The organism is Streptomyces panaciradicis, assembly GCF_023516615.1.
Lineage (GTDB): Bacteria > Actinomycetota > Actinomycetes > Streptomycetales > Streptomycetaceae > Streptomyces > Streptomyces panaciradicis.
Genome location: NZ_JAMGBF010000120.1, coordinates 42,980 through 58,947 on the forward strand (window position 1 = coordinate 42,980; position 15,968 = coordinate 58,947).

Annotated in this window: 17 protein-coding genes and 1 pseudogene; 9 read left to right on the forward strand and 9 right to left on the reverse strand. The window is 72.6% G+C overall.

What is annotated here, in order from left to right; all coding sequences use genetic code 11:
- Positions 1–15: 15 nt before the first annotated feature.
- The 3 genes from M8J74_RS32495 to M8J74_RS32505 all read left to right on the forward strand — a co-directional run bounded on the left by M8J74_RS32495 (position 16) and on the right by M8J74_RS32505 (position 3,085).
- On the forward strand, positions 16–693 hold the full coding sequence (locus M8J74_RS32495; RefSeq protein ID WP_249839874.1) for a hypothetical protein: 678 nt from the start codon (positions 16–18) through the stop codon (positions 691–693).
- A 166-nt stretch (positions 694–859) separates the two neighbouring features.
- Positions 860–2,080 (forward strand): 4-hydroxybenzoate 3-monooxygenase, encoded by a 1,221-nt coding sequence (locus M8J74_RS32500; RefSeq protein WP_249839875.1) that lies wholly within the window; start codon positions 860–862, stop codon positions 2,078–2,080.
- A gap of 111 nt (positions 2,081–2,191) precedes the next feature.
- Positions 2,192–3,085 carry a Bax inhibitor-1/YccA family protein gene (locus M8J74_RS32505; protein WP_249839876.1) on the forward strand — a complete coding sequence of 298 codons (894 nt, stop codon included), beginning with the start codon at positions 2,192–2,194 and terminating at the stop codon, positions 3,083–3,085.
- A 71-nt stretch (positions 3,086–3,156) separates the two neighbouring features.
- Here the strand turns inward: M8J74_RS32505 and M8J74_RS32510 are convergent, their stop codons facing one another.
- Positions 3,157–3,387: a DUF4287 domain-containing protein gene (locus tag M8J74_RS32510; protein WP_058924900.1), complete on the reverse strand. Its 231-nt coding sequence runs from the start codon at positions 3,385–3,387 to the stop codon at positions 3,157–3,159.
- A gap of 104 nt (positions 3,388–3,491) precedes the next feature.
- Here M8J74_RS32510 and M8J74_RS32515 point away from each other — a divergent pair, with 104 nt between their 5' ends.
- A complete protein-coding gene (locus M8J74_RS32515) occupies positions 3,492–3,803 on the forward strand; it encodes a hypothetical protein (RefSeq protein WP_249839877.1) in 312 nt (103 codons plus the stop codon).
- A gap of 3 nt (positions 3,804–3,806) precedes the next feature.
- Here the strand turns inward: M8J74_RS32515 and M8J74_RS32520 are convergent, their stop codons facing one another.
- The 3 genes from M8J74_RS32520 to M8J74_RS32530 all read right to left on the reverse strand — a co-directional run bounded on the left by M8J74_RS32520 (position 3,807) and on the right by M8J74_RS32530 (position 7,484).
- The gene (locus tag M8J74_RS32520; RefSeq protein WP_203237857.1) at positions 3,807–4,583 is read right to left on the reverse strand and encodes a hypothetical protein; all 777 of its coding nucleotides are present in this window, start codon (positions 4,581–4,583) and stop codon (positions 3,807–3,809) included.
- 279 nt (positions 4,584–4,862) lie between these two features.
- Positions 4,863–6,083: an acetyl-CoA C-acetyltransferase gene (locus M8J74_RS32525; protein WP_249839878.1), complete on the reverse strand. Its 1,221-nt coding sequence runs from the start codon at positions 6,081–6,083 to the stop codon at positions 4,863–4,865.
- 351 nt (positions 6,084–6,434) lie between these two features.
- On the reverse strand, positions 6,435–7,484 hold the full coding sequence (locus tag M8J74_RS32530) for an SGNH/GDSL hydrolase family protein (RefSeq protein ID WP_249839879.1): 1,050 nt from the start codon (positions 7,482–7,484) through the stop codon (positions 6,435–6,437).
- A gap of 160 nt (positions 7,485–7,644) precedes the next feature.
- Here M8J74_RS32530 and M8J74_RS32535 point away from each other — a divergent pair, with 160 nt between their 5' ends.
- The gene (locus M8J74_RS32535) at positions 7,645–9,033 is read left to right on the forward strand and encodes a cystathionine beta-synthase (protein WP_249839880.1); all 1,389 of its coding nucleotides are present in this window, start codon (positions 7,645–7,647) and stop codon (positions 9,031–9,033) included.
- A gap of 327 nt (positions 9,034–9,360) precedes the next feature.
- Here M8J74_RS32535 and M8J74_RS32540 read toward each other — a convergent pair whose 3' ends face one another.
- Complete coding sequence (locus M8J74_RS32540; protein ID WP_249839881.1) at positions 9,361–10,212, reverse strand: helix-turn-helix transcriptional regulator; 852 nt, start codon at positions 10,210–10,212, stop codon at positions 9,361–9,363.
- 145 nt (positions 10,213–10,357) lie between these two features.
- Here M8J74_RS32540 and M8J74_RS32545 point away from each other — a divergent pair, with 145 nt between their 5' ends.
- Positions 10,358–11,119, forward strand: a complete 762-nt coding sequence (locus M8J74_RS32545) for an SDR family oxidoreductase (protein WP_249839882.1) — start codon at positions 10,358–10,360, stop codon at positions 11,117–11,119.
- Between the two features lie 2 nt (positions 11,120–11,121).
- On the opposite strand, the gene M8J74_RS32550 is transcribed toward M8J74_RS32545, so the two are convergent.
- On the reverse strand, positions 11,122–11,550 hold the full coding sequence (locus M8J74_RS32550; RefSeq protein WP_249839889.1) for a hypothetical protein: 429 nt from the start codon (positions 11,548–11,550) through the stop codon (positions 11,122–11,124).
- 220 nt (positions 11,551–11,770) lie between these two features.
- On the opposite strand from M8J74_RS32550, the gene M8J74_RS32555 reads away from it, so the two are divergent.
- The 3 genes from M8J74_RS32555 (at position 11,771) to M8J74_RS32565 (ending at position 14,835) form a co-directional block, all read left to right on the forward strand.
- The gene (locus tag M8J74_RS32555; RefSeq protein WP_249839883.1) at positions 11,771–13,261 is read left to right on the forward strand and encodes an aromatic amino acid ammonia-lyase; all 1,491 of its coding nucleotides are present in this window, start codon (positions 11,771–11,773) and stop codon (positions 13,259–13,261) included.
- Positions 13,258–14,118: a MurR/RpiR family transcriptional regulator gene (locus M8J74_RS32560; protein WP_058924908.1), complete on the forward strand. Its 861-nt coding sequence runs from the start codon at positions 13,258–13,260 to the stop codon at positions 14,116–14,118. Before M8J74_RS32555 ends, M8J74_RS32560 begins: the two co-directional genes overlap by 4 nt.
- Positions 14,119–14,241: 123 nt before the next feature.
- A complete protein-coding gene (locus M8J74_RS32565) occupies positions 14,242–14,835 on the forward strand; it encodes a hypothetical protein (protein WP_249839884.1) in 594 nt (197 codons plus the stop codon).
- A gap of 12 nt (positions 14,836–14,847) precedes the next feature.
- Here M8J74_RS32565 and M8J74_RS32570 read toward each other — a convergent pair whose 3' ends face one another.
- The 3 genes and pseudogenes from M8J74_RS32570 to M8J74_RS32580 all read right to left on the reverse strand — a co-directional run.
- Entirely contained in the window at positions 14,848–15,222 is a 375-nt protein-coding gene (locus tag M8J74_RS32570) for a roadblock/LC7 domain-containing protein (RefSeq protein WP_058924910.1), read from the reverse strand.
- Positions 15,223–15,244: 22 nt separating this feature from the next.
- Positions 15,245–15,754, reverse strand: coding sequence for a roadblock/LC7 domain-containing protein (locus M8J74_RS32575; RefSeq protein ID WP_249839885.1), 510 nt, complete (start codon positions 15,752–15,754; stop codon positions 15,245–15,247).
- A gap of 22 nt (positions 15,755–15,776) precedes the next feature.
- A pseudogene (locus tag M8J74_RS32580) lies at positions 15,777–15,968 on the reverse strand (hypothetical protein); the annotation flags it as partial.

Consider the following 15,968-nt stretch of genomic DNA (forward strand, 5'->3'; position numbering starts at 1 on the left):
CACCGAGGAGATCCCTTGAGCAGCCATCGAAAAGTACGACCGGTCAGCAACCCGTTGACCCGCCGCGCCCTCGGCATAGGCCTGTTCGCCGCCGGCGTCGCCGGTGCCGCGACCGCCGTGCCGGCGCAGGCCGCGAGCGGCGTGACGCATGCCGCCGTCGTCTCGGACCACGTGTTCAGCCACGTCGACCGGGCGCACCACACGCAGGCCCGCGACTCGTTCACCATCCGCCAGTTCGGCACGGTGAACGCCGCCAGCGCCCGCAACCAGGCCAACGCCGTCTCGGCCGGCTGCTCGGCCGACGACGCCTGCCGTTCGGTGGCGCTGTCCTTCCAGATCGTCACCGTCGCCGGCGAGCACGCGCACCTGCGGGCCGTGAACATCAGCGACGCCGCGAACAAGGAGTGCACCGGCTGCCAGACGCTGGCCGGCGCCTACCAGTTCGTCGTCTCCACGCCCCGGCCCCTCACCCTGGACGCCACCGCCCAGGGCAAGCTGGCCGACATCCACCGCCGGCTGGACGAGCTGACCAGGTCCTCCGTCTCCGCGGCCGACCTGAAGAAGCAGGCCGACTGCCTGGCCGCGGAGGTCAGCGCGGTCCTGAAGGACGCCGTGGCGGGCGCCCCCAAGGGCGACGTGCAGCCCGACGTCACGCTCCACCGGCACCTGGACGGCTGGCCGCCGGCCGCCTGACCCCGCCGGACTCCGACCGCCGTGCCGCCCCCCAGAGGCACGGCGGTCGGCCATTGACATCGCGTTCCCGCGGGCGCAGACTCACGTCCAGCATTCAGGTGAACAAAATTTCACCTCACGAACAGAGGTGAAGCGAACCTCCGCGGCTACTCGAAGGGAACGCCCGATGCGCACCACCGTCGGCATCATCGGAGCCGGCCCCGCCGGCCTCCTCCTGGCCCGGCTGCTCCACAACGCCGGCATCGACTCGGTCGTCCTGGAGAGCCACGACCGCGCCTACGTCGAGCAGCGCCAGCGCGCCGGAATCCTGGAGCAGGGCACGGTGGACGTGCTGCGGGCGGCCGGCGCCGGGGAGCGGATGGACCGGGAGGGACTCCGGCACGACGGCATCGAGCTGCGGTACGACAGAAAGCGCCACCGCGTCGACTTCCCCGCCCTCACCGGCGGCCGGTCGGTGATGGTCTACGCCCAGACCGAGGTGTGCAAGGACCTCATCGCCCTGCAGCTCAAGGAGGGCGGCCCGCTGCTGTTCGAGGCGGAGGCGCTGGCGGTCGAGGGCGCGGACACCGACAGCCCGTCCGTGCGCTTCCGGCACGAGGGACGCGAGCAGGTGCTGGAGTGCGCGTACGTCGTCGGCTGCGACGGCTTCTGGGGGGTCGCCAGGAAGGCGGTCCCCGCCGAACTGGTCCGCGTGTTCGAGCGCACGTACCCCTTCGGCTGGCTCGGCGTCCTCGCCGACGTCCCGCCCTCCCACGACGAACTCGTCTACGCCCGCCACGACCGCGGCTTCGCCCTGCTGTCCATGCGCTCCCCGTCGGTGTCCCGGCTCTACCTCCAGGTCCCCGAGGGCACGGACGCCGGGGACTGGACCGACGAGGAGATCTGGGACGAGCTGGAGCGCCGCTTCGAGACCGCGGACGGCTGGCGGCTGGAGCGCGGGCCGATCACCCAGAAGTCGGTGACGCCGATGCGGTCCTACGTCCACGAGCCGATGCGCCACGGCCGTCTGTTCCTGGCCGGGGACGCCGCCCACATCGTCCCGCCGACCGGCGCGAAGGGGCTGAACCTGGCCGTCGGCGACGTCGTGACCTTCGCGCGGGCGCTGACGTACGCGAAGGAGACCGGATCGGACGCGCTGCTCGACGCCTACTCCGAGACCTGCCTGCGCCGCGTCTGGCAGGCCGAGCGGTTCTCGTACGACATGACGACGATGCTGCACCCGGCCCCCGGTGCCGCGCCCTTCGACGACCGCCTCCAGCTCGCCCGCCTCGACCGGATCGCCCGCTCCCGGGCGGCCGAGACCGACCTGGCCGAGGGCTACACCGGCTTTCCCCTGGACGACGGCCGTGTGGGCCCCTCCGGTGAGGGGAATCACGGACCCGCGTAGCGTGTTGCGCAGCGTGGTGAGGGAAAGATCCTCCCCAAGCACTAGAGGCATTTCTTTGCCTACCTATTACTCTTGAGCCAAGGCCGCGACGTGTGGCCATGGAGGAGTGAAATGAGGAGCAGAAACCCGGTCTTCTCGCGACGGGGGTTCAGCCGCGACAACGGCTACGCGGGCTTCAACACCGCGCCGCAGGCCGGGGGACCCGCTGTCGGCACGCAGGCCAACCCGTACGGACAGCAGTACGGCAACCCCTACGCGCAGAACCCGTACGCCCAGCAGGACCTGCAGTACGGCGCCCCGCCCCAGGCCCCGGCCACCACCGGCCGGATGACCATGGACGACGTCGTCCTGCGCACCGCGTCCACCCTCGGCACCCTGATCGTCACCGCCGCGCTCGCCTGGGCGCTGCTGCCGGTCGACGACGCCCACATCAACCGGTCGTACGGCATCGGCTTCGGCGCGATGATCGTCGGCATGGTGCTGGCGCTCGTGCAGTCCTTCAAGCGCACGGCGACGCCGGCGCTGATCCTGTCGTACGCCGCGTTCGAGGGTGTCTTCCTCGGCGTGGTGTCCAGCATCGTCGACAACCGCATCGCGAGCGGCGCGGCGATGCAGGCCGTGATCGGCACGATGGCGGTGTTCGCCGGTGTGCTGGTGGCGTACAGGGCGGGCTGGATCCGCGTCAACCGCCGCTTCTACGGCTTCGTGATGGCGGCCGCGCTCGGCTTCGTGCTGCTGATGACGGTGAACCTGCTGTTCGCGGTCTTCGGCGGCGGTGACGGGCTCGGCTTCCGCAGCGGCCCGCTCGGCATCTTCTTCGGCGTCGTCGGCATCATCCTCGGCGCCTGCTTCCTCGCCCTGGACTTCAAGCAGGTCGAGGACGGCATCGCCTACGGCGCGCCGAAGAACGAGGCGTGGCTGGCGGCCTTCGGGCTCACGCTGACGCTGGTGTGGATCTACATGGAGTTCCTGCGGATCATCGCGATCCTCAACAGCAACGACTAGCCTGCGCCGGTCGTACGGCAAAGGGCCCCGGGTCGCCTGACCGGGGCCCTTCGTCATGTCGTGGTGCGCGCCTAGAGCAGTTTGCGCGCTGCCCTCCTCAGGTCGTATTCGTGGACGATCGCCTTCGCGTGGCCGTACGCGAGGTTGTGCTCGTGGCGGAGCCAGCTGACCTTTTCCTCGAAGCGGAAGAGGGCGGGGCCTTCTTCGACGGTGCGCAGCCAGTCGGATACTTCACGACCGGTGCAGTGGGGGATGCGGGCGAGCATGTTGCGGTGGGTCTCCTCGGAGAGGACGTGGGACATCGGCGCCTCCGGACGCAAAGGGGATGTAAGCCGGTCCTTCAGGTCACGGTGCCTGAGCGTTCGCCTGTTGGCAACAGTCCGGAGGTCCCGCGTACGCTCCGTCTGTGGTTGATACGACGCCCCTGACACGTGCCGTGGATCATTTCGCCGACCGTTTGCGGGCAGCGCCGCAGAGCCGGCTCCAGCGCGGGGCCGCCGCCGAGGCGCTGGAACTGGCCCGGGAGTTGGCCCGCCGGACGCAGGCCGTGGAGGAGCCGGGCACCCCGCTCAGGGAGATGCCGGACGCGGGGATGTTCGCGGCCGCCGACCAGATCACCGTCGCCGCGCACGACTTGGCCCTCGTCCTGAAGGACGAGGGCCAGGTGGAAGAGGCGGTCGAGCTCGTGGGGCAGGCCCAGCAGCGGGCCGGGGTCTGATCGCTACAGCGACGCTATGACCCGGTCCGCCAGGATGTAGACGTTCTCCTCGCCGCACGCGAACGTCAGCGTGTACGCGCCCGAGACGCCCGAACCGCCCAGCAGGACCGGGGTCTCGCCCGCGCGCAGGGCCGCCGCCAGGCGTTCGGCCGTCTCGCGGTGGCCCGGGGTCATGCACAGCGTGGTGCCGTCGGCGAAGACGTAGACGTCCAGGGTGCCGAGCGGGCCGGGGCGGACGTCGGCCAGTTCGACGCGGGAGGCGGCGAGTTCCTCCAGAGTCGCCACGGTGCGCTCATGGTCGTTCACCACCGGCGACTGGACCGGGACGAAGTCCGGGTGGGAGGGGTGGCGGCGCCGGGCCGCGGCCAGTTCGGCCGAGTCGGCGGCGAACTCGTCGCCGTCCGTGGACGGCTCGGTCACCGACTCCAGCGGCTCCAGGCCCACGAAGTCGCTCTGCCGGGGCAGGAAGAGCTCGCTGTCCGGCAGGCCCAGCAGGGAGGGGGCGTCGGAGACGTCACGCGCCTCCTGCGCGGCCCAGAAGGCGCGTGCCTCGGCGAGTTCGCGCTCGCGCTCCTCGGCGAGCGCCTCGGCGACGGCGGCGCGTATCTCGTCGGCCTCGGCGGACAGGCGGGCCGCCGGCACGAGGCCGTGCGGGGCGCGCTGTTCGGCGAGCTGCGTGTGCAGGGCGGCGACCTCACGGCGCAGCACCATGAGGGTGCGCAGGACGGCGACGCCCACGGCGCCCGTGGCGGCCGTGATGAGCAGCAAGGCGATCGGCATGGCGCTCACTGACGTACTCCCGGTTCAAAGTCGACCCCCGACTTCCTACATCAGCTTGAAGGGCGGACTAACCAGCTGTCAGTGCGTAACGTCACGAATCGGACAGGACTTTGGGCCCGGGGTCCCCGCCGTGACGGCGCTGACCTGCGTGGATCTCTCCGGTGAGGGAGATAGGTCACATCCTGGGGGAGATTGGATCACAAAACGGCCCGAAGTCCAGGGGTGTCCCGGACTCCGGGCCAGAGGCTCACGAGGTGTGCCCCGGTGGTTACGGAGGGCTCAGCTGAGGCGCTCGATGACCATCGCCATGCCCTGGCCGCCGCCCACGCACATGGTCTCCAGACCGAACTGCTTGTCGTGGAACTGCAGGGAGTTGATGAGCGTGCCGGTGATGCGGGCGCCGGTCATGCCGAAGGGGTGGCCGACGGCGATGGCGCCGCCGTTGACGTTCAGCTTCTGCAGCGGGATGTTCAGGTCGCGGTAGGAGGGGATCACCTGGGCGGCGAACGCCTCGTTGATCTCGACCAGGTCGATGTCGCCGATGGTCAGGCCGGCGCGGCTGAGGGCCTGCTTGCTCGCCTCGACCGGGCCGAGGCCCATGATCTCCGGGGAGAGGCCGGAGACGCCGGTCGACACGATGCGGGCGAGCGGGGTGAGGCCGAGCTCGCGGGCCTTGGTGTCGCTCATGATGACGACCGCGGCGGCGCCGTCGTTGAGCGGGCAGCAGTTGCCCGCGGTGACCAGGCCGTCGGGGCGGAAGACGGGCTTGAGGCCCGAGACGCCCTCCATGGTGACGCCGGCGCGCGGGCCGTCGTCCTTGGAGACGACCGTGCCGTCGGGGAGGGTCACCGGGGTGATCTCGCGCTCCCAGAAGCCGTTCTTGATGGCTTCCTCGGCGAGGTTCTGCGAGCGGACGCCGAACTCGTCCATGTCCTGGCGGGTGACGCCCTTGAGGCGGGCCAGGTTCTCGGCGGTCTGGCCCATCGCGATGTAGGGGTCGGGGACCAGGCCGTCCTCGCGCGGGTCGTGCCAGGTCGTGCCCTCCTGCTGGGCGACCTCGGCGGTGCGGGCCTCGGCGTCGGCGAAGAGCGGGTTGTGCGTGTCGGGCAGGCTGTCGGAGTTGCCCTTGACGAACCGGGAGACCATCTCGACGCCGGCCGAGATGAAGACGTCGCCCTCGCCGGCCTTGATGGCGTGCAGGGCCATGCGGGAGGTCTGCAGGGAGGAGGAGCAGTACCGGGTGATCGTGCAGCCCGGCAGGTGGTCCATGCCCATCTGCACGGCGACGATGCGGCCGAGGTTGTTGCCCTGCTCGCCGCCGGGCAGGCCGCAGCCGAGCATCAGGTCCTCGATGTCCTTCGGGTCCAGCTCGGGGACCTTGGCGAGGGCGGCCTGGATGATCGTGGCGGCGAGGTCGTCGGGGCGCAGGTCTTTCAGGGAGCCCTTGAAGGCGCGGCCGATGGGGGAGCGGGCGGTCGAGACGATCACGGCTTCGGGCATCACGGCTCCAGAGGAAAGGGGTGGCGCGTAGCGCCTCGTTGAGGGGCGGTGGTCGGGTGACGGGCGGGCGTACGGATGAGCATGGGCAGGGCTGGTTGGGAAGTTACCCGCACGTATGAGCCGGGTCACGGGTGTGGCGGTGTGACCCTGGCCGCAATTTTCTAAGCGCTTGCTTGGGCCTCCGGCGGTTGGGCCGGTGGGGGTGCGGGTGGGTGGGGGCGGGCGTCCCTGGGGGCTGCGCCCCCAGACCCCCCGTCGGCCCTGCGGGCCTCGTCCTCAAACGCCGGACGGGCTGAAAGGGCAGGCCTCGTCCTCCAGCGCCGGACGGGCTGGAGGGGGCGGGCCTTGGCCTCAGGCGCCGGTCCGGCTGGAGGGGGCCGAGGTCGGTCGGGACGGTTCGGTCTCCGGCACTGCCACCCTGCGCCTGCGCCTGCGCTTGAGCAAGGCCCAGGGGCCGCGTGGGCCCGTCGGCATCGCCGCCGCGACCTCCGTGCCGGCCTCGGAGGCGGCCTCCGCGGCCGCCCGGGCCACCGGCAGGAAGCCCTCGCGGCGGGCCGCGTCCGGGCGCTCCTCGTCGGCCGGCCACAGGGTCAGCGCCGCGCAGACCGTCGGGAGGACCGCCATGGCCGCCGTGGCGTAGCCCTCGGCCGAGGGGTGGTAGTTGTCGGGGCCGAACAGCTCGCGCGGGTTGGCCTCGAACTCCGGGCCCAGCAGGTCGCCCAGCGACACCGTGCGGCCGCCCTGCTCCACCACGCCGATCGTCTGGGCCGCCGCCAGCTGACGGGAGGCCCGGCGGGCCAGCCACCGCAACGGCTGCTGGACCGGTTCGATCGTGCCGAGGTCGGGGCAGGTGCCGACCACCACCTCCGCGCCCGCCGTGCGCAGCCGGCGGACCGCCGCCGCCAGGTACCGGACGGAGCGGGTCGGCGGCATCCGGTGGGTGACGTCGTTCGCGCCGATCATGATCACGCAGACGTCCGGCATCCGGGCGGGATTCGCCAGGACCAGGGCCACCTGCCGGTCCAGGTCGTCGGACGTGGCCCCCGGGAGGGCCACGTTGTGCAGTTCCACCGGGCGTTCCGCCACCGCCGACAGGCCGGAGGCCAGCAGCGCGCCCGGCGTCTGGCCCGCGCGGTGCACGCCCTGGCCGGCGGCCGTGGAGTCACCGAGCATCGTCAGGCGCAGGGGAGGTTCGTCGGGGACGGTGTACGCGGTGCCGTACAGGCCGTCCGCCACCGGTACCCGGCCGCTGCCGCCGTTACCCACGTGGCGCTTGGCCAGCTGCACCTCCGCCAGCAGCAGACCGACCGTGGCCGCACCGGCCAGCCCGATGCCACCGCCGCCGTATGCGGCGCCGGCCGCGATCCGCCGGGCCACCCGTGCCCTCGACATGCTCGTCATGCGTCGCCGTCACCTCCTCTTAGCCGTACAACCACTCCTTGCCCCGTACAGACGGTGCGCCAATCTCAACGGGGAGTGAACGACCTTCGTGGACGCTCCACAGGTCATAGGCTGGCCGGACCACCAGGACCACTTCTTTTGCAAGCGACCGGAGACAACGGTGCGATTCCACGACTCGATGATCAGCCTCGTCGGCAACACCCCGCTGCTGAGGCTCAACAGCGTGACCAAGGGCATCAGGGCCACCGTCCTGGCCAAGGTCGAGTACTTCAACCCCGGCGGCTCGGTGAAGGACCGCATCGCCCTGCGCATGATCGAGGCGGCGGAGCAGAGCGGGGAGCTGAAGCCGGGCGGCACGATCGTGGAGCCCACCAGCGGCAACACCGGCGTGGGACTGGCGATCGTGGCCCAGCAGAAGGGCTACAAGTGCATCTTCGTCTGCCCCGACAAGGTGAGCACTGACAAGATCAACGTGCTGCGCGCCTACGGCGCCGAGGTCGTCGTCTGCCCGACCGCCGTGGACCCCGAGCACCCGGACTCGTACTACAACGTCTCCGACCGCCTGGTGCGCGAGACGCCCGGCGCGTGGAAGCCCGACCAGTACTCCAACCCCAACAACCCCCTCTCCCACTACCACTCCACCGGCCCCGAGCTGTGGGAGCAGACGGAGGGGAAGATCACCCACTTCGTCGCGGGCGTGGGGACGGGCGGCACCATCTCCGGGACCGGCCGCTACCTGAAGGACGTCAGCGACGGCAGGGTGAAGGTCATCGGCGCCGACCCCGAAGGGTCCGTGTACTCCGGCGGCTCCGGCCGGCCGTACCTGGTGGAGGGCGTGGGCGAGGACTTCTGGCCGACCGCCTACGACCGGACCGTGGCCGACGAGATCGTGGCCGTCTCCGACAAGGACTCCTTCCAGATGACCCGCCGCCTGGCCAAGGAGGAGGGTCTGCTGGTCGGCGGCTCCTGCGGCATGGCGGTCGTGGCCGCGCTGCGGGTCGCCGAGCGGCTCACCGAGGACGACGTGGTGGTCGTCCTGCTGCCGGACAGCGGCCGCGGCTACCTCAGCAAGATCTTCAACGACGAGTGGATGGCCGACTACGGCTTCCTGGAGGACGAGGGCCCCAGCGCCCGCGTCGGCGACGTCCTCAACGACAAGGAGCACGGCGCCATCCCGTCCCTCGTCCACATGCACCCCGACGAGACCGTCGGCCAGGCCATCGAGGTGCTGCGCGAGTACGGCGTCTCGCAGATGCCGATCGTGAAGCCGGGCGCCGGCCACCCGGACGTGATGGCCGCCGAGGTCGTCGGCTCGGTCGTCGAGCGGGAGCTGCTGGACGCCCTGTTCACCCAGCGGGCCTCGCTGGAGGACCCGCTGGAGAAGCACATGTCGGCCCCGCTGCCCCAGGTCGGCTCCGGCGAGCCGGTCGCCGACCTGATGTCCGTGCTCGGCGCCGCGGACGCGGCGATCGTCCTCGTCGAGGGCAAGCCGACCGGTGTGGTCAGCCGGCAGGACCTGCTGGCGTTCCTGGCCAAGGGCGGCAAGTGACGGCGAACGTCCGGTGAACGGCCCGTGCCGGCGTGGGTCCTGCGGTTCTTCGCCCGGGTTCGCGGACTTCGCGGAAGTGGTACGAGCGTGTCACGTCCACGCAGCACACGCTTAACACGGGTCCGGCACATTGGTGGGTGTCGGCAGGGCGGGAGCGGCTCCCCGCCCCGGCCGGCACCGATCGTCCAAGGACCTCCGGAGCGGCTCCCGGACCTCCATGGACGCCGGACGCGAGGCCCGGCCTGACCCGGTCAGCGTCCTTCGCGGGGACCGCCGTCGTCCCGCCCCCCGGCAACGGGGGTGCGGCGGTCCCCGCGCATCACTTTTCTACGCGCGTGCGCCCGCCCAGCTGCCCAGCAGCGCGAGCCTCTCCGCGGTCTCCGAACCCGGCTCGGGCGTGTAGACGACCAGCGTCTGGTCCGGGTCGGTGGGAATCGTCAGGGTCTCGTACGGCAGGGTCAGCAGGCCCGCCACCGGGTGCCGCATCCGCTTCACGCCGTACGCGCACTCCTTGACCTGGTGGTCGGCCCACAGGCGGCGGAAGTCCTCGCTCTTGACGGAGAGTTCCCCGACCAGCGCGCACAGCTCGGCGTCCTCGGGGTGCCGGCCGGCGCAGATCCGCAGGTTGGCGACGGTCTGGGCGGCCACCGCGGACCACTCCGGGTACAGCTCCCGGCTCGCCGGGTCCAGGAACACCTGCCGCGGCATGCTGCGGCCCGCCGCCGTCATGCCGCCGAAGCCGCTCAGCGCGTCGGCGAGCGCGTTCCAGGCCAGCACGTCCATGGCGGGCCCGAGGACGAACGCCGGGGTGTGCGCCATCCCGTCGAGCAGCGCGCGGATGCCGGGCCGGACCCGGGACGCGGCCCGCCGCTCGCGGGTCTTCCGCGGCCGGGCCACCGCGTACAGATACGCGTGCTCCTCCTCGTCCAGCCGCAGCACGCGCGCGATGGCGTCCAGGACGGCGTCGGAGACTCCCCCAGACTTCGTCCGGGAGGGGCCCCCAGGCCCCCGCCCCTGCTCCAGCCGGATGTAGTAGTCCACGCTCACTCCGGCGAGCTGTGCCACCTCCTCGCGGCGCAGGCCCGGCACGCGGCGCCGGCCGTACGAGGCCAGCCCCACCTCCTCGGGCCGGATGCGGGCACGGCGCGAGCGCAGGAAGTCTCCGAGGTCCCCGTTCATGGGTTCGAGCCTAGGGGAGAGGCGGGATTCCAGCCTGGTTCTGCCAGACCCAGGAAAAGCGCATCCCTGGGTAGGACCGGCCCGGCGGCGCACGGTGGTGGTCGCCGCCGGGCACGCCGGCGGCCCGACGAATCGGGAGTGCTTCATGTCGTACGAGAACCTGGCCGGCCGTACCGCCGTCGTCACCGGGGCCGCGAGCGGGATCGGCGAGGCCGTCGCCGTGCTGCTGGCCGCGCAGGGCGCGAGGGTGGCGTTGCTGGCACGGCGCCGGGAGCGGCTGGACGCCGTCGTGGAGAAGATCCGGGCGGACGGCGGGCAGGCCCTCGCCGTCGCCGCCGACGTGACCGACGACGCCTCGGTGGACGCCGCCGCTGAGCGGATCCACGCGGAGTACGGAGCCGTCGACCTGGTCGTGAACTCGGCGGGCGTGATGCTGCCCCACCCCGTCGACGACGGGCGCATCGACGAGTGGCAGCGGATGATCGACACGAACGTCACCGGGGTGCTGCGGATGATCCGCGCCTTCACCGGGGACCTGCTCGCCGCCGCCGGTGCCGGACGCACCGCGGACCTGGTGAACATCTCGTCGGTCGGCGCGCACCTGACGTTCCCCAACTACGCCGTCTACGGGGCGACCAAGGCGGCGCTGACCCACCTCTCGCAGCTTCTGCGCGCCGAGTTGGGGCCGCGCGACGTCCGGGTCACCAACATCGAGCCGGGACTGACGGCGACCGAGCTCGCCTCGCACATCGAGAGCGAGACGCTGCGGGAGTTCGTCGACGGGATGGTGGACACGATGGGCAGCCTGTCCCCGGAGGAGGTCGCCGACGTCGTGGCCTACGCCAGCAGCCGTCCCCGGCACGTCAACCTGCGGCAGATCATGGTGCTGCCGACCCGGCAGGCGTGAGGTCAGTCCTCCCAGCGGTCGCCGTCCTTGTCCCGCCGGCGCCGCGCGCCGAACAGGGCCGGGTTGGCGCGCGCCGCCTGGAAGGCGTTGACGCCGACGATGCCGGCCCAGGTGACGAACAGGCCGGGCAGGTGGGCGATGCCGCCGCCGATCGCGGACAGCGGGATCGCCAGGACCATAGAGACCATGCCGAAGCCGAAGCGCTCGCCCCAGGAGTCCGTCGGCCTCGGCGCGCGGGCGCCCCGGGCGACGACCATCTGCTGCTCGGCCATCTGCCGGCGCACCCGCCGCTCGACCGCCCCGTCGATGCGCTGGTCGACCTTCTCCAGGAACGAGTCGACCAGCGCGGACTCGTACTCCTCGCCCAGTTCCCGGCGCGCCTGCAGGGTGGCGTTGAGTTCCTTCTTGAGCTCCGCGTCCCGCGCGTCCATCACCGTCTCCGTCCCCATGCCTGTCATGGAAACCCACGGTAGGCAGCCCCGGCGCCCACCGCACTGGGGTTAGCCCCCCTGTCCGGACGGGGGTCCGCCGGGCGGGAGGACGCCGCCGATCTTGCGAGGTGGCCGCCTGATCGGGAACGCTGTGCCTGCATAGGGCCATGCAGGGTTCCTAGAATCTGAATATGGCGGTCCGGGTGAGGGGAGTGGGGGCGTGGCGCACACCGGTCTGGTCGTCCTCGACGGGATCGGCCTCGGCGTCGAGGACGTCGTCCGCCTCGCCGACGGCTCGGCGCGCCCCGTCGCGGGGACCGACGCCATGAAGCGGGTCACCGAGTCCTGGGACGCGGCCCGACGCATCGCCGCGACGGGACGGGTCTACGGCCGCTCCACCGGCGTCGGCGCCAACCGCAACGAGCCCGTGCCCACCGAGGCGGCCGCCGGGCACGGGCTGCGGCTGCTGCGCAGCCACGCGGGCGCCATCGGGGACGAGCTGCCCGCCCGGCAGGTCCGGGCCATGCTCGCCGTACGCGCCAACCAGCTGCTGGCCGGCGGCGCGGGGCTGCGGCCGACGGTGGTGACGGCCCTGTGCGAGGCGCTGACGAACGGCGCGCATCCGGTCGTCAACGAGTTCGGGTCGGTCGGCACGGGGGACATCGCCGCCCTGGCCCAGGCGGGGCTCGCGCTGGCGGGGGAGCATCCCTGGCGGACGGCCGGGGACGGCTCCGGCGCCCCAGCGGCCCAGCCCCTCGACAACAACGACGCCCTGGCCTTCATCAGCAGCAACGCCCTCACCCTCGGCCAGTCGGCGCTCGCCCTGCACGAACTGCGCGCCCTGGTGGAGGCCACCCAGGTGGTCGCCGCCCTGTCCCTGCTGGCCGTGGACGGCTCGCACGAGGCCTACGCCGCCCCCGTGCACGCCGCCCGCCCGCACCGCGGCAGCGCCGAGGTGGCCCGGCGCATGCGGCGGCTGATCGGCGCCGCCGACCGGCCCACCCCGCCGCTGGGCCGTATCCAGGACCCGTACGGCTTCCGCTGCCTGCCCCAGATCCACGGCCCGGCGCACGACGCCGCCGACGCGCTGGAGAAGGTGCTGGACGTCGAGATCAACGCGGCCGCCGAGAACCCGCTGATCTCGCCCGAGGACATGGCCGCCTACCACCACGGCGGCTTCTACCAGGCCCAGCTCGCCCTCGCCCTGGACCACTTCCGCCTCTCGCTGATGCAGGTGGCGCGGCTGTCGACCTCCCGCCTGTCCACCCTCAACGAGCCCGCCTTCACCCGACTGCGCCCCTTCCTCGCCGACCACGAGCCGGCCGCCTCCGGCGTGATGATCCTGGAGTACGCCGCCGGCGCCGCCCTCGGCGACCTGCGTGCCTTCTGCGCCCCCGCCTCCCTCGGCCACGCTGTACTCTCCCGGGGCGTCGAGGAACAGGCCAGCTTCGCCTCGCTCGCCGCACGCCAGACACTGCGGGCCTGCCGCGCGTACCGTCTCGTCGTCGGCTGCGAACTCGTCGCCGCCGTAAGGGCGTTGCGTCAGCGCGACCTGAGACCCGACCCGGAACTTCCGGTCGGACACGCGCTTCGGCTCGCCGAATCCGTACTGGCACAGGACCAGGCCGACCGGCCGCTCACGGACGACGTGACGGCGGCGGCCGCGACTCTGGACCGGTTCCCCGGTATCTGGAGGGGGAGCGAGTCATGAGCCTGGAAGGGGACATGAGCGTGATGGACAGTCCTGCGGGGCGCCTGCAGGCGCTCTTCGAGGGGCACCGGCTGACGCCGACCCAGCGGCGCATCGCGCACAGCATGGTGCGCCGGGCCGCCGACGTGCCCTTCCTGTCCAGCGTGGAGCTGGCCGAGCTGGCCGGGGTCAGCCAGCCGTCGGTGACCCGCTTCGCCGTGGCCCTCGGCTTCGACGGCTACCCGGCGCTGCGCCGGCACCTGCGCGAGGTCGCGCCGGCCGAGCAGGCCCCCGAGGCCGCCGCGCACAACGCCTACCAGCAGGCCGTCGAGGCGGAGATCGAGAACCTGCGCCACCTGGCCGAACTGCTCGCCGACCCGCGCCCGGTGCGCCGGGCAGGGCGCCTGCTCGCCGCCTCCCGCCCGCTGCCCGTCCTCGGTCTGCGCGCCGCCGCCTCCCAGGCCTACGGCTTCGCCTACTTCGCCGCCAAGGTCCATCCGGACGTACGGCTGCTGCACGAGGGCGGCACGATGATCCAGGACCGCATCGAGGCCGCCGTGCGCGCCGGGGCGAGCGCCCTGCTGTGCTTCGCGCTGCCCCGGCACCCGCGCGAGGTCGTGGACACGCTGGCCTTCGCGAAGGAGGCCGGGCTGAGCGTCGTCACCGTCGCCGACTCGGCCTTCGCGCCCGTCGCCAGGGTGTCGGACCTGCTGCTGCCCGCCGCCGTCGGCACCGGCCTGGCCTTCGACACCGCCTGCGCGCCCATGCTGCTGGGCCGGGTGCTGCTGGAGGCGATGTGCGACGACCTGCCGGACGCGCAGGCCCGGCTGGAGGAGTTCGACGCGCGGGCGGCGGCCCGGGGGCTGTTCGTCGAATAGGTCGGACGAGGGGCGCGTTTCGGACTCCCGCGCGGGGCGGGCGCGTTTTTCAGACTCGTCTCACCTTCACTCGTTACCCTCCCGGCCCACAGGACTGTGCCAGGACGACGAGGAGGCGGAACAGTGGCACGCGCGGATCGCAGAGCGCAGGGTCTGGCCCGGGTGGCCGTCGTCGTACGCGCCGGGGCCGCCCCGCTGTGGTGGGCCGGGGTGTTCGCGGCGGGTGTCGGGGTGCTGGTGCCCGGGATCACCGGGCGCCGGATCGGAGTGATGGCGGGGGCCGCGCTGTTCCTCGTCGCCGCGGCCGTGGTGTCGTACGGCCGCCGCGGGCGCTATACGGCCCTCGCCCGCTCGGCCGTCCGCGCGGGCCGGCACGACGTGCTCCAGGACCGTGCCGTGAGCGTGCGCGCCTGGCGGCGCGGGCACCGCTGGTGGGTGCTGCTCGCCTTCGTCGTCGCGCTGGCTGCCTCCCTCGCCGTGCCGGCGGCGGGCGGGATGCTCCTCGCCGGTGCCGGCACGGGCCTCCGGCTCAAGGCCGCCTGGCTGGGGCGGCGCGAACGGGCCGAGGACGCCCTGCTGTGGGTCAGGGTCGACTGGCTCTCCGCGCGCGGCGGCCGCCCGGCCGGCAAGGCGGTCAAGGGCTACCGCAGTACGGGTATCGCGGCGGGCGACGCGGCCCCGGGCGGGGCGCGGCGCCGCACCGCGGCACTCGTGTGAGCCGAGGGGCCCCTAGACCTCCAGGTCCTCCTCGATCCTCCTGAGCTGGTGGCGGGCCATCGCCAGGTTGGCCCGCTTGCCGTCCAGCACCAGGTAGAGGAAGAGGCCGTTGCCGCCCCTCCCGCTGATCAGGCGGATCAGGTGGTACTGGTCGGACAGCGTGATCAGGATGTCCTCGATCTGGGCCTTGAGGCCGAGGTGCTCCATCGTGCGCATCTTCGCGCGGACGACGTCGGTGTTGCCGGCGGCGGCGACATTGAGGTCGAAGCCCTTGCTGCCCCCCATCGTGCCGAGCGCCATGCCGCTGGTGTAGTCGACGAGCGCGACGCCGGTCGCGCCCTCGATGGAGGCGAGGGCTTCCTTCAGACAGGTTTCGGTGTTGGCCATGAGTGTGTTCCTCGGTTCCCTTTCAACTTTCCGTGGTGGTGCGCGCGTTGGTGGTCGTGGTGCGTGGCGCGCGCGGGGTTCTGGTCCGTACGGCGGCCGTCTTGGCCGGCGGTTTGGCGGGCTTGGTCTGTCGGGCGCGCTGGGCGGCCGGGGCGTGCTCGTCGAGGACTTCGGCGATCCGGGCGGCCGCCCGGCGTCCCTCCAGCAGGAGCCGGCCGACGTTCACCCGCTCCTGGGCGAGCAGGGTCAGGACGGCCGTGGCGGCGGCGGTGCCCGCCGCGAACGTCGCGACGTAGCCGTACACGCCGTGCACCAGCAGCTCGCGCACCTCGCCCTGGCCCGTCGCGTCCGCGAGCCGCACGGCGGCGGCGTGCGCGGTCGCGCTGAGCGCCGCCATGTCCTGCGGGTCGACTCCGGGGGTGTCCTGGGCGAGCACGTCGCCGTCCACCCCCATCGCGAGCGCGCCGGTGAGTTGGGGCACACGGGCCCTCAACCGGCGCAGCTCGTCGAGGACATGGGGGTCGGCGGCCATCCGGGGCCTCCTCTCGAACCGGTCAAAGGGCCTCCAGCGCATCTCTGAGCCTCTTCAGCAAGGTGATGTGGGGATCGGGCGGCAGCGGTTCGGTGAGGCCGGGCATCCCGTAGCCGGACGCGGGACGGCCCGGGTCCGCCGTGCCGTACGCCGGCCGGCCGCGGCTGGGCAGGGGCGGCGGCTGCCCGGGGTCCGGCGACGGGGCCGGCTCCGG

Coding starts and splice junctions, on each gene's coding strand:
- M8J74_RS32520 (WP_203237857.1), bottom strand. CDS start 4,583: ATGCCGATCGCCTTGCTGCTCATCACGGCCGCCACGGGCGCCGTGGGC.
- M8J74_RS32575 (WP_249839885.1), bottom strand. CDS start 15,754: ATGGCCGCCGACCCCCATGTCCTCGACGAGCTGCGCCGGTTGAGGGCC.
- M8J74_RS32560 (WP_058924908.1), top strand. CDS start 13,258: ATGAGCCTGGAAGGGGACATGAGCGTGATGGACAGTCCTGCGGGGCGC.
- M8J74_RS32570 (WP_058924910.1), bottom strand. CDS start 15,222: ATGGCCAACACCGAAACCTGTCTGAAGGAAGCCCTCGCCTCCATCGAG.
- M8J74_RS32530 (WP_249839879.1), bottom strand. CDS start 7,484: ATGACGAGCATGTCGAGGGCACGGGTGGCCCGGCGGATCGCGGCCGGC.
- M8J74_RS32525 (WP_249839878.1), bottom strand. CDS start 6,083: ATGCCCGAAGCCGTGATCGTCTCGACCGCCCGCTCCCCCATCGGCCGC.
- M8J74_RS32500 (WP_249839875.1), top strand. CDS start 860: ATGCGCACCACCGTCGGCATCATCGGAGCCGGCCCCGCCGGCCTCCTC.
- M8J74_RS32545 (WP_249839882.1), top strand. CDS start 10,358: ATGTCGTACGAGAACCTGGCCGGCCGTACCGCCGTCGTCACCGGGGCC.
- M8J74_RS32540 (WP_249839881.1), bottom strand. CDS start 10,212: ATGAACGGGGACCTCGGAGACTTCCTGCGCTCGCGCCGTGCCCGCATC.
- M8J74_RS32510 (WP_058924900.1), bottom strand. CDS start 3,387: ATGTCCCACGTCCTCTCCGAGGAGACCCACCGCAACATGCTCGCCCGC.
- M8J74_RS32505 (WP_249839876.1), top strand. CDS start 2,192: ATGAGGAGCAGAAACCCGGTCTTCTCGCGACGGGGGTTCAGCCGCGAC.
- M8J74_RS32550 (WP_249839889.1), bottom strand. CDS start 11,550: ATGGACGCGCGGGACGCGGAGCTCAAGAAGGAACTCAACGCCACCCTG.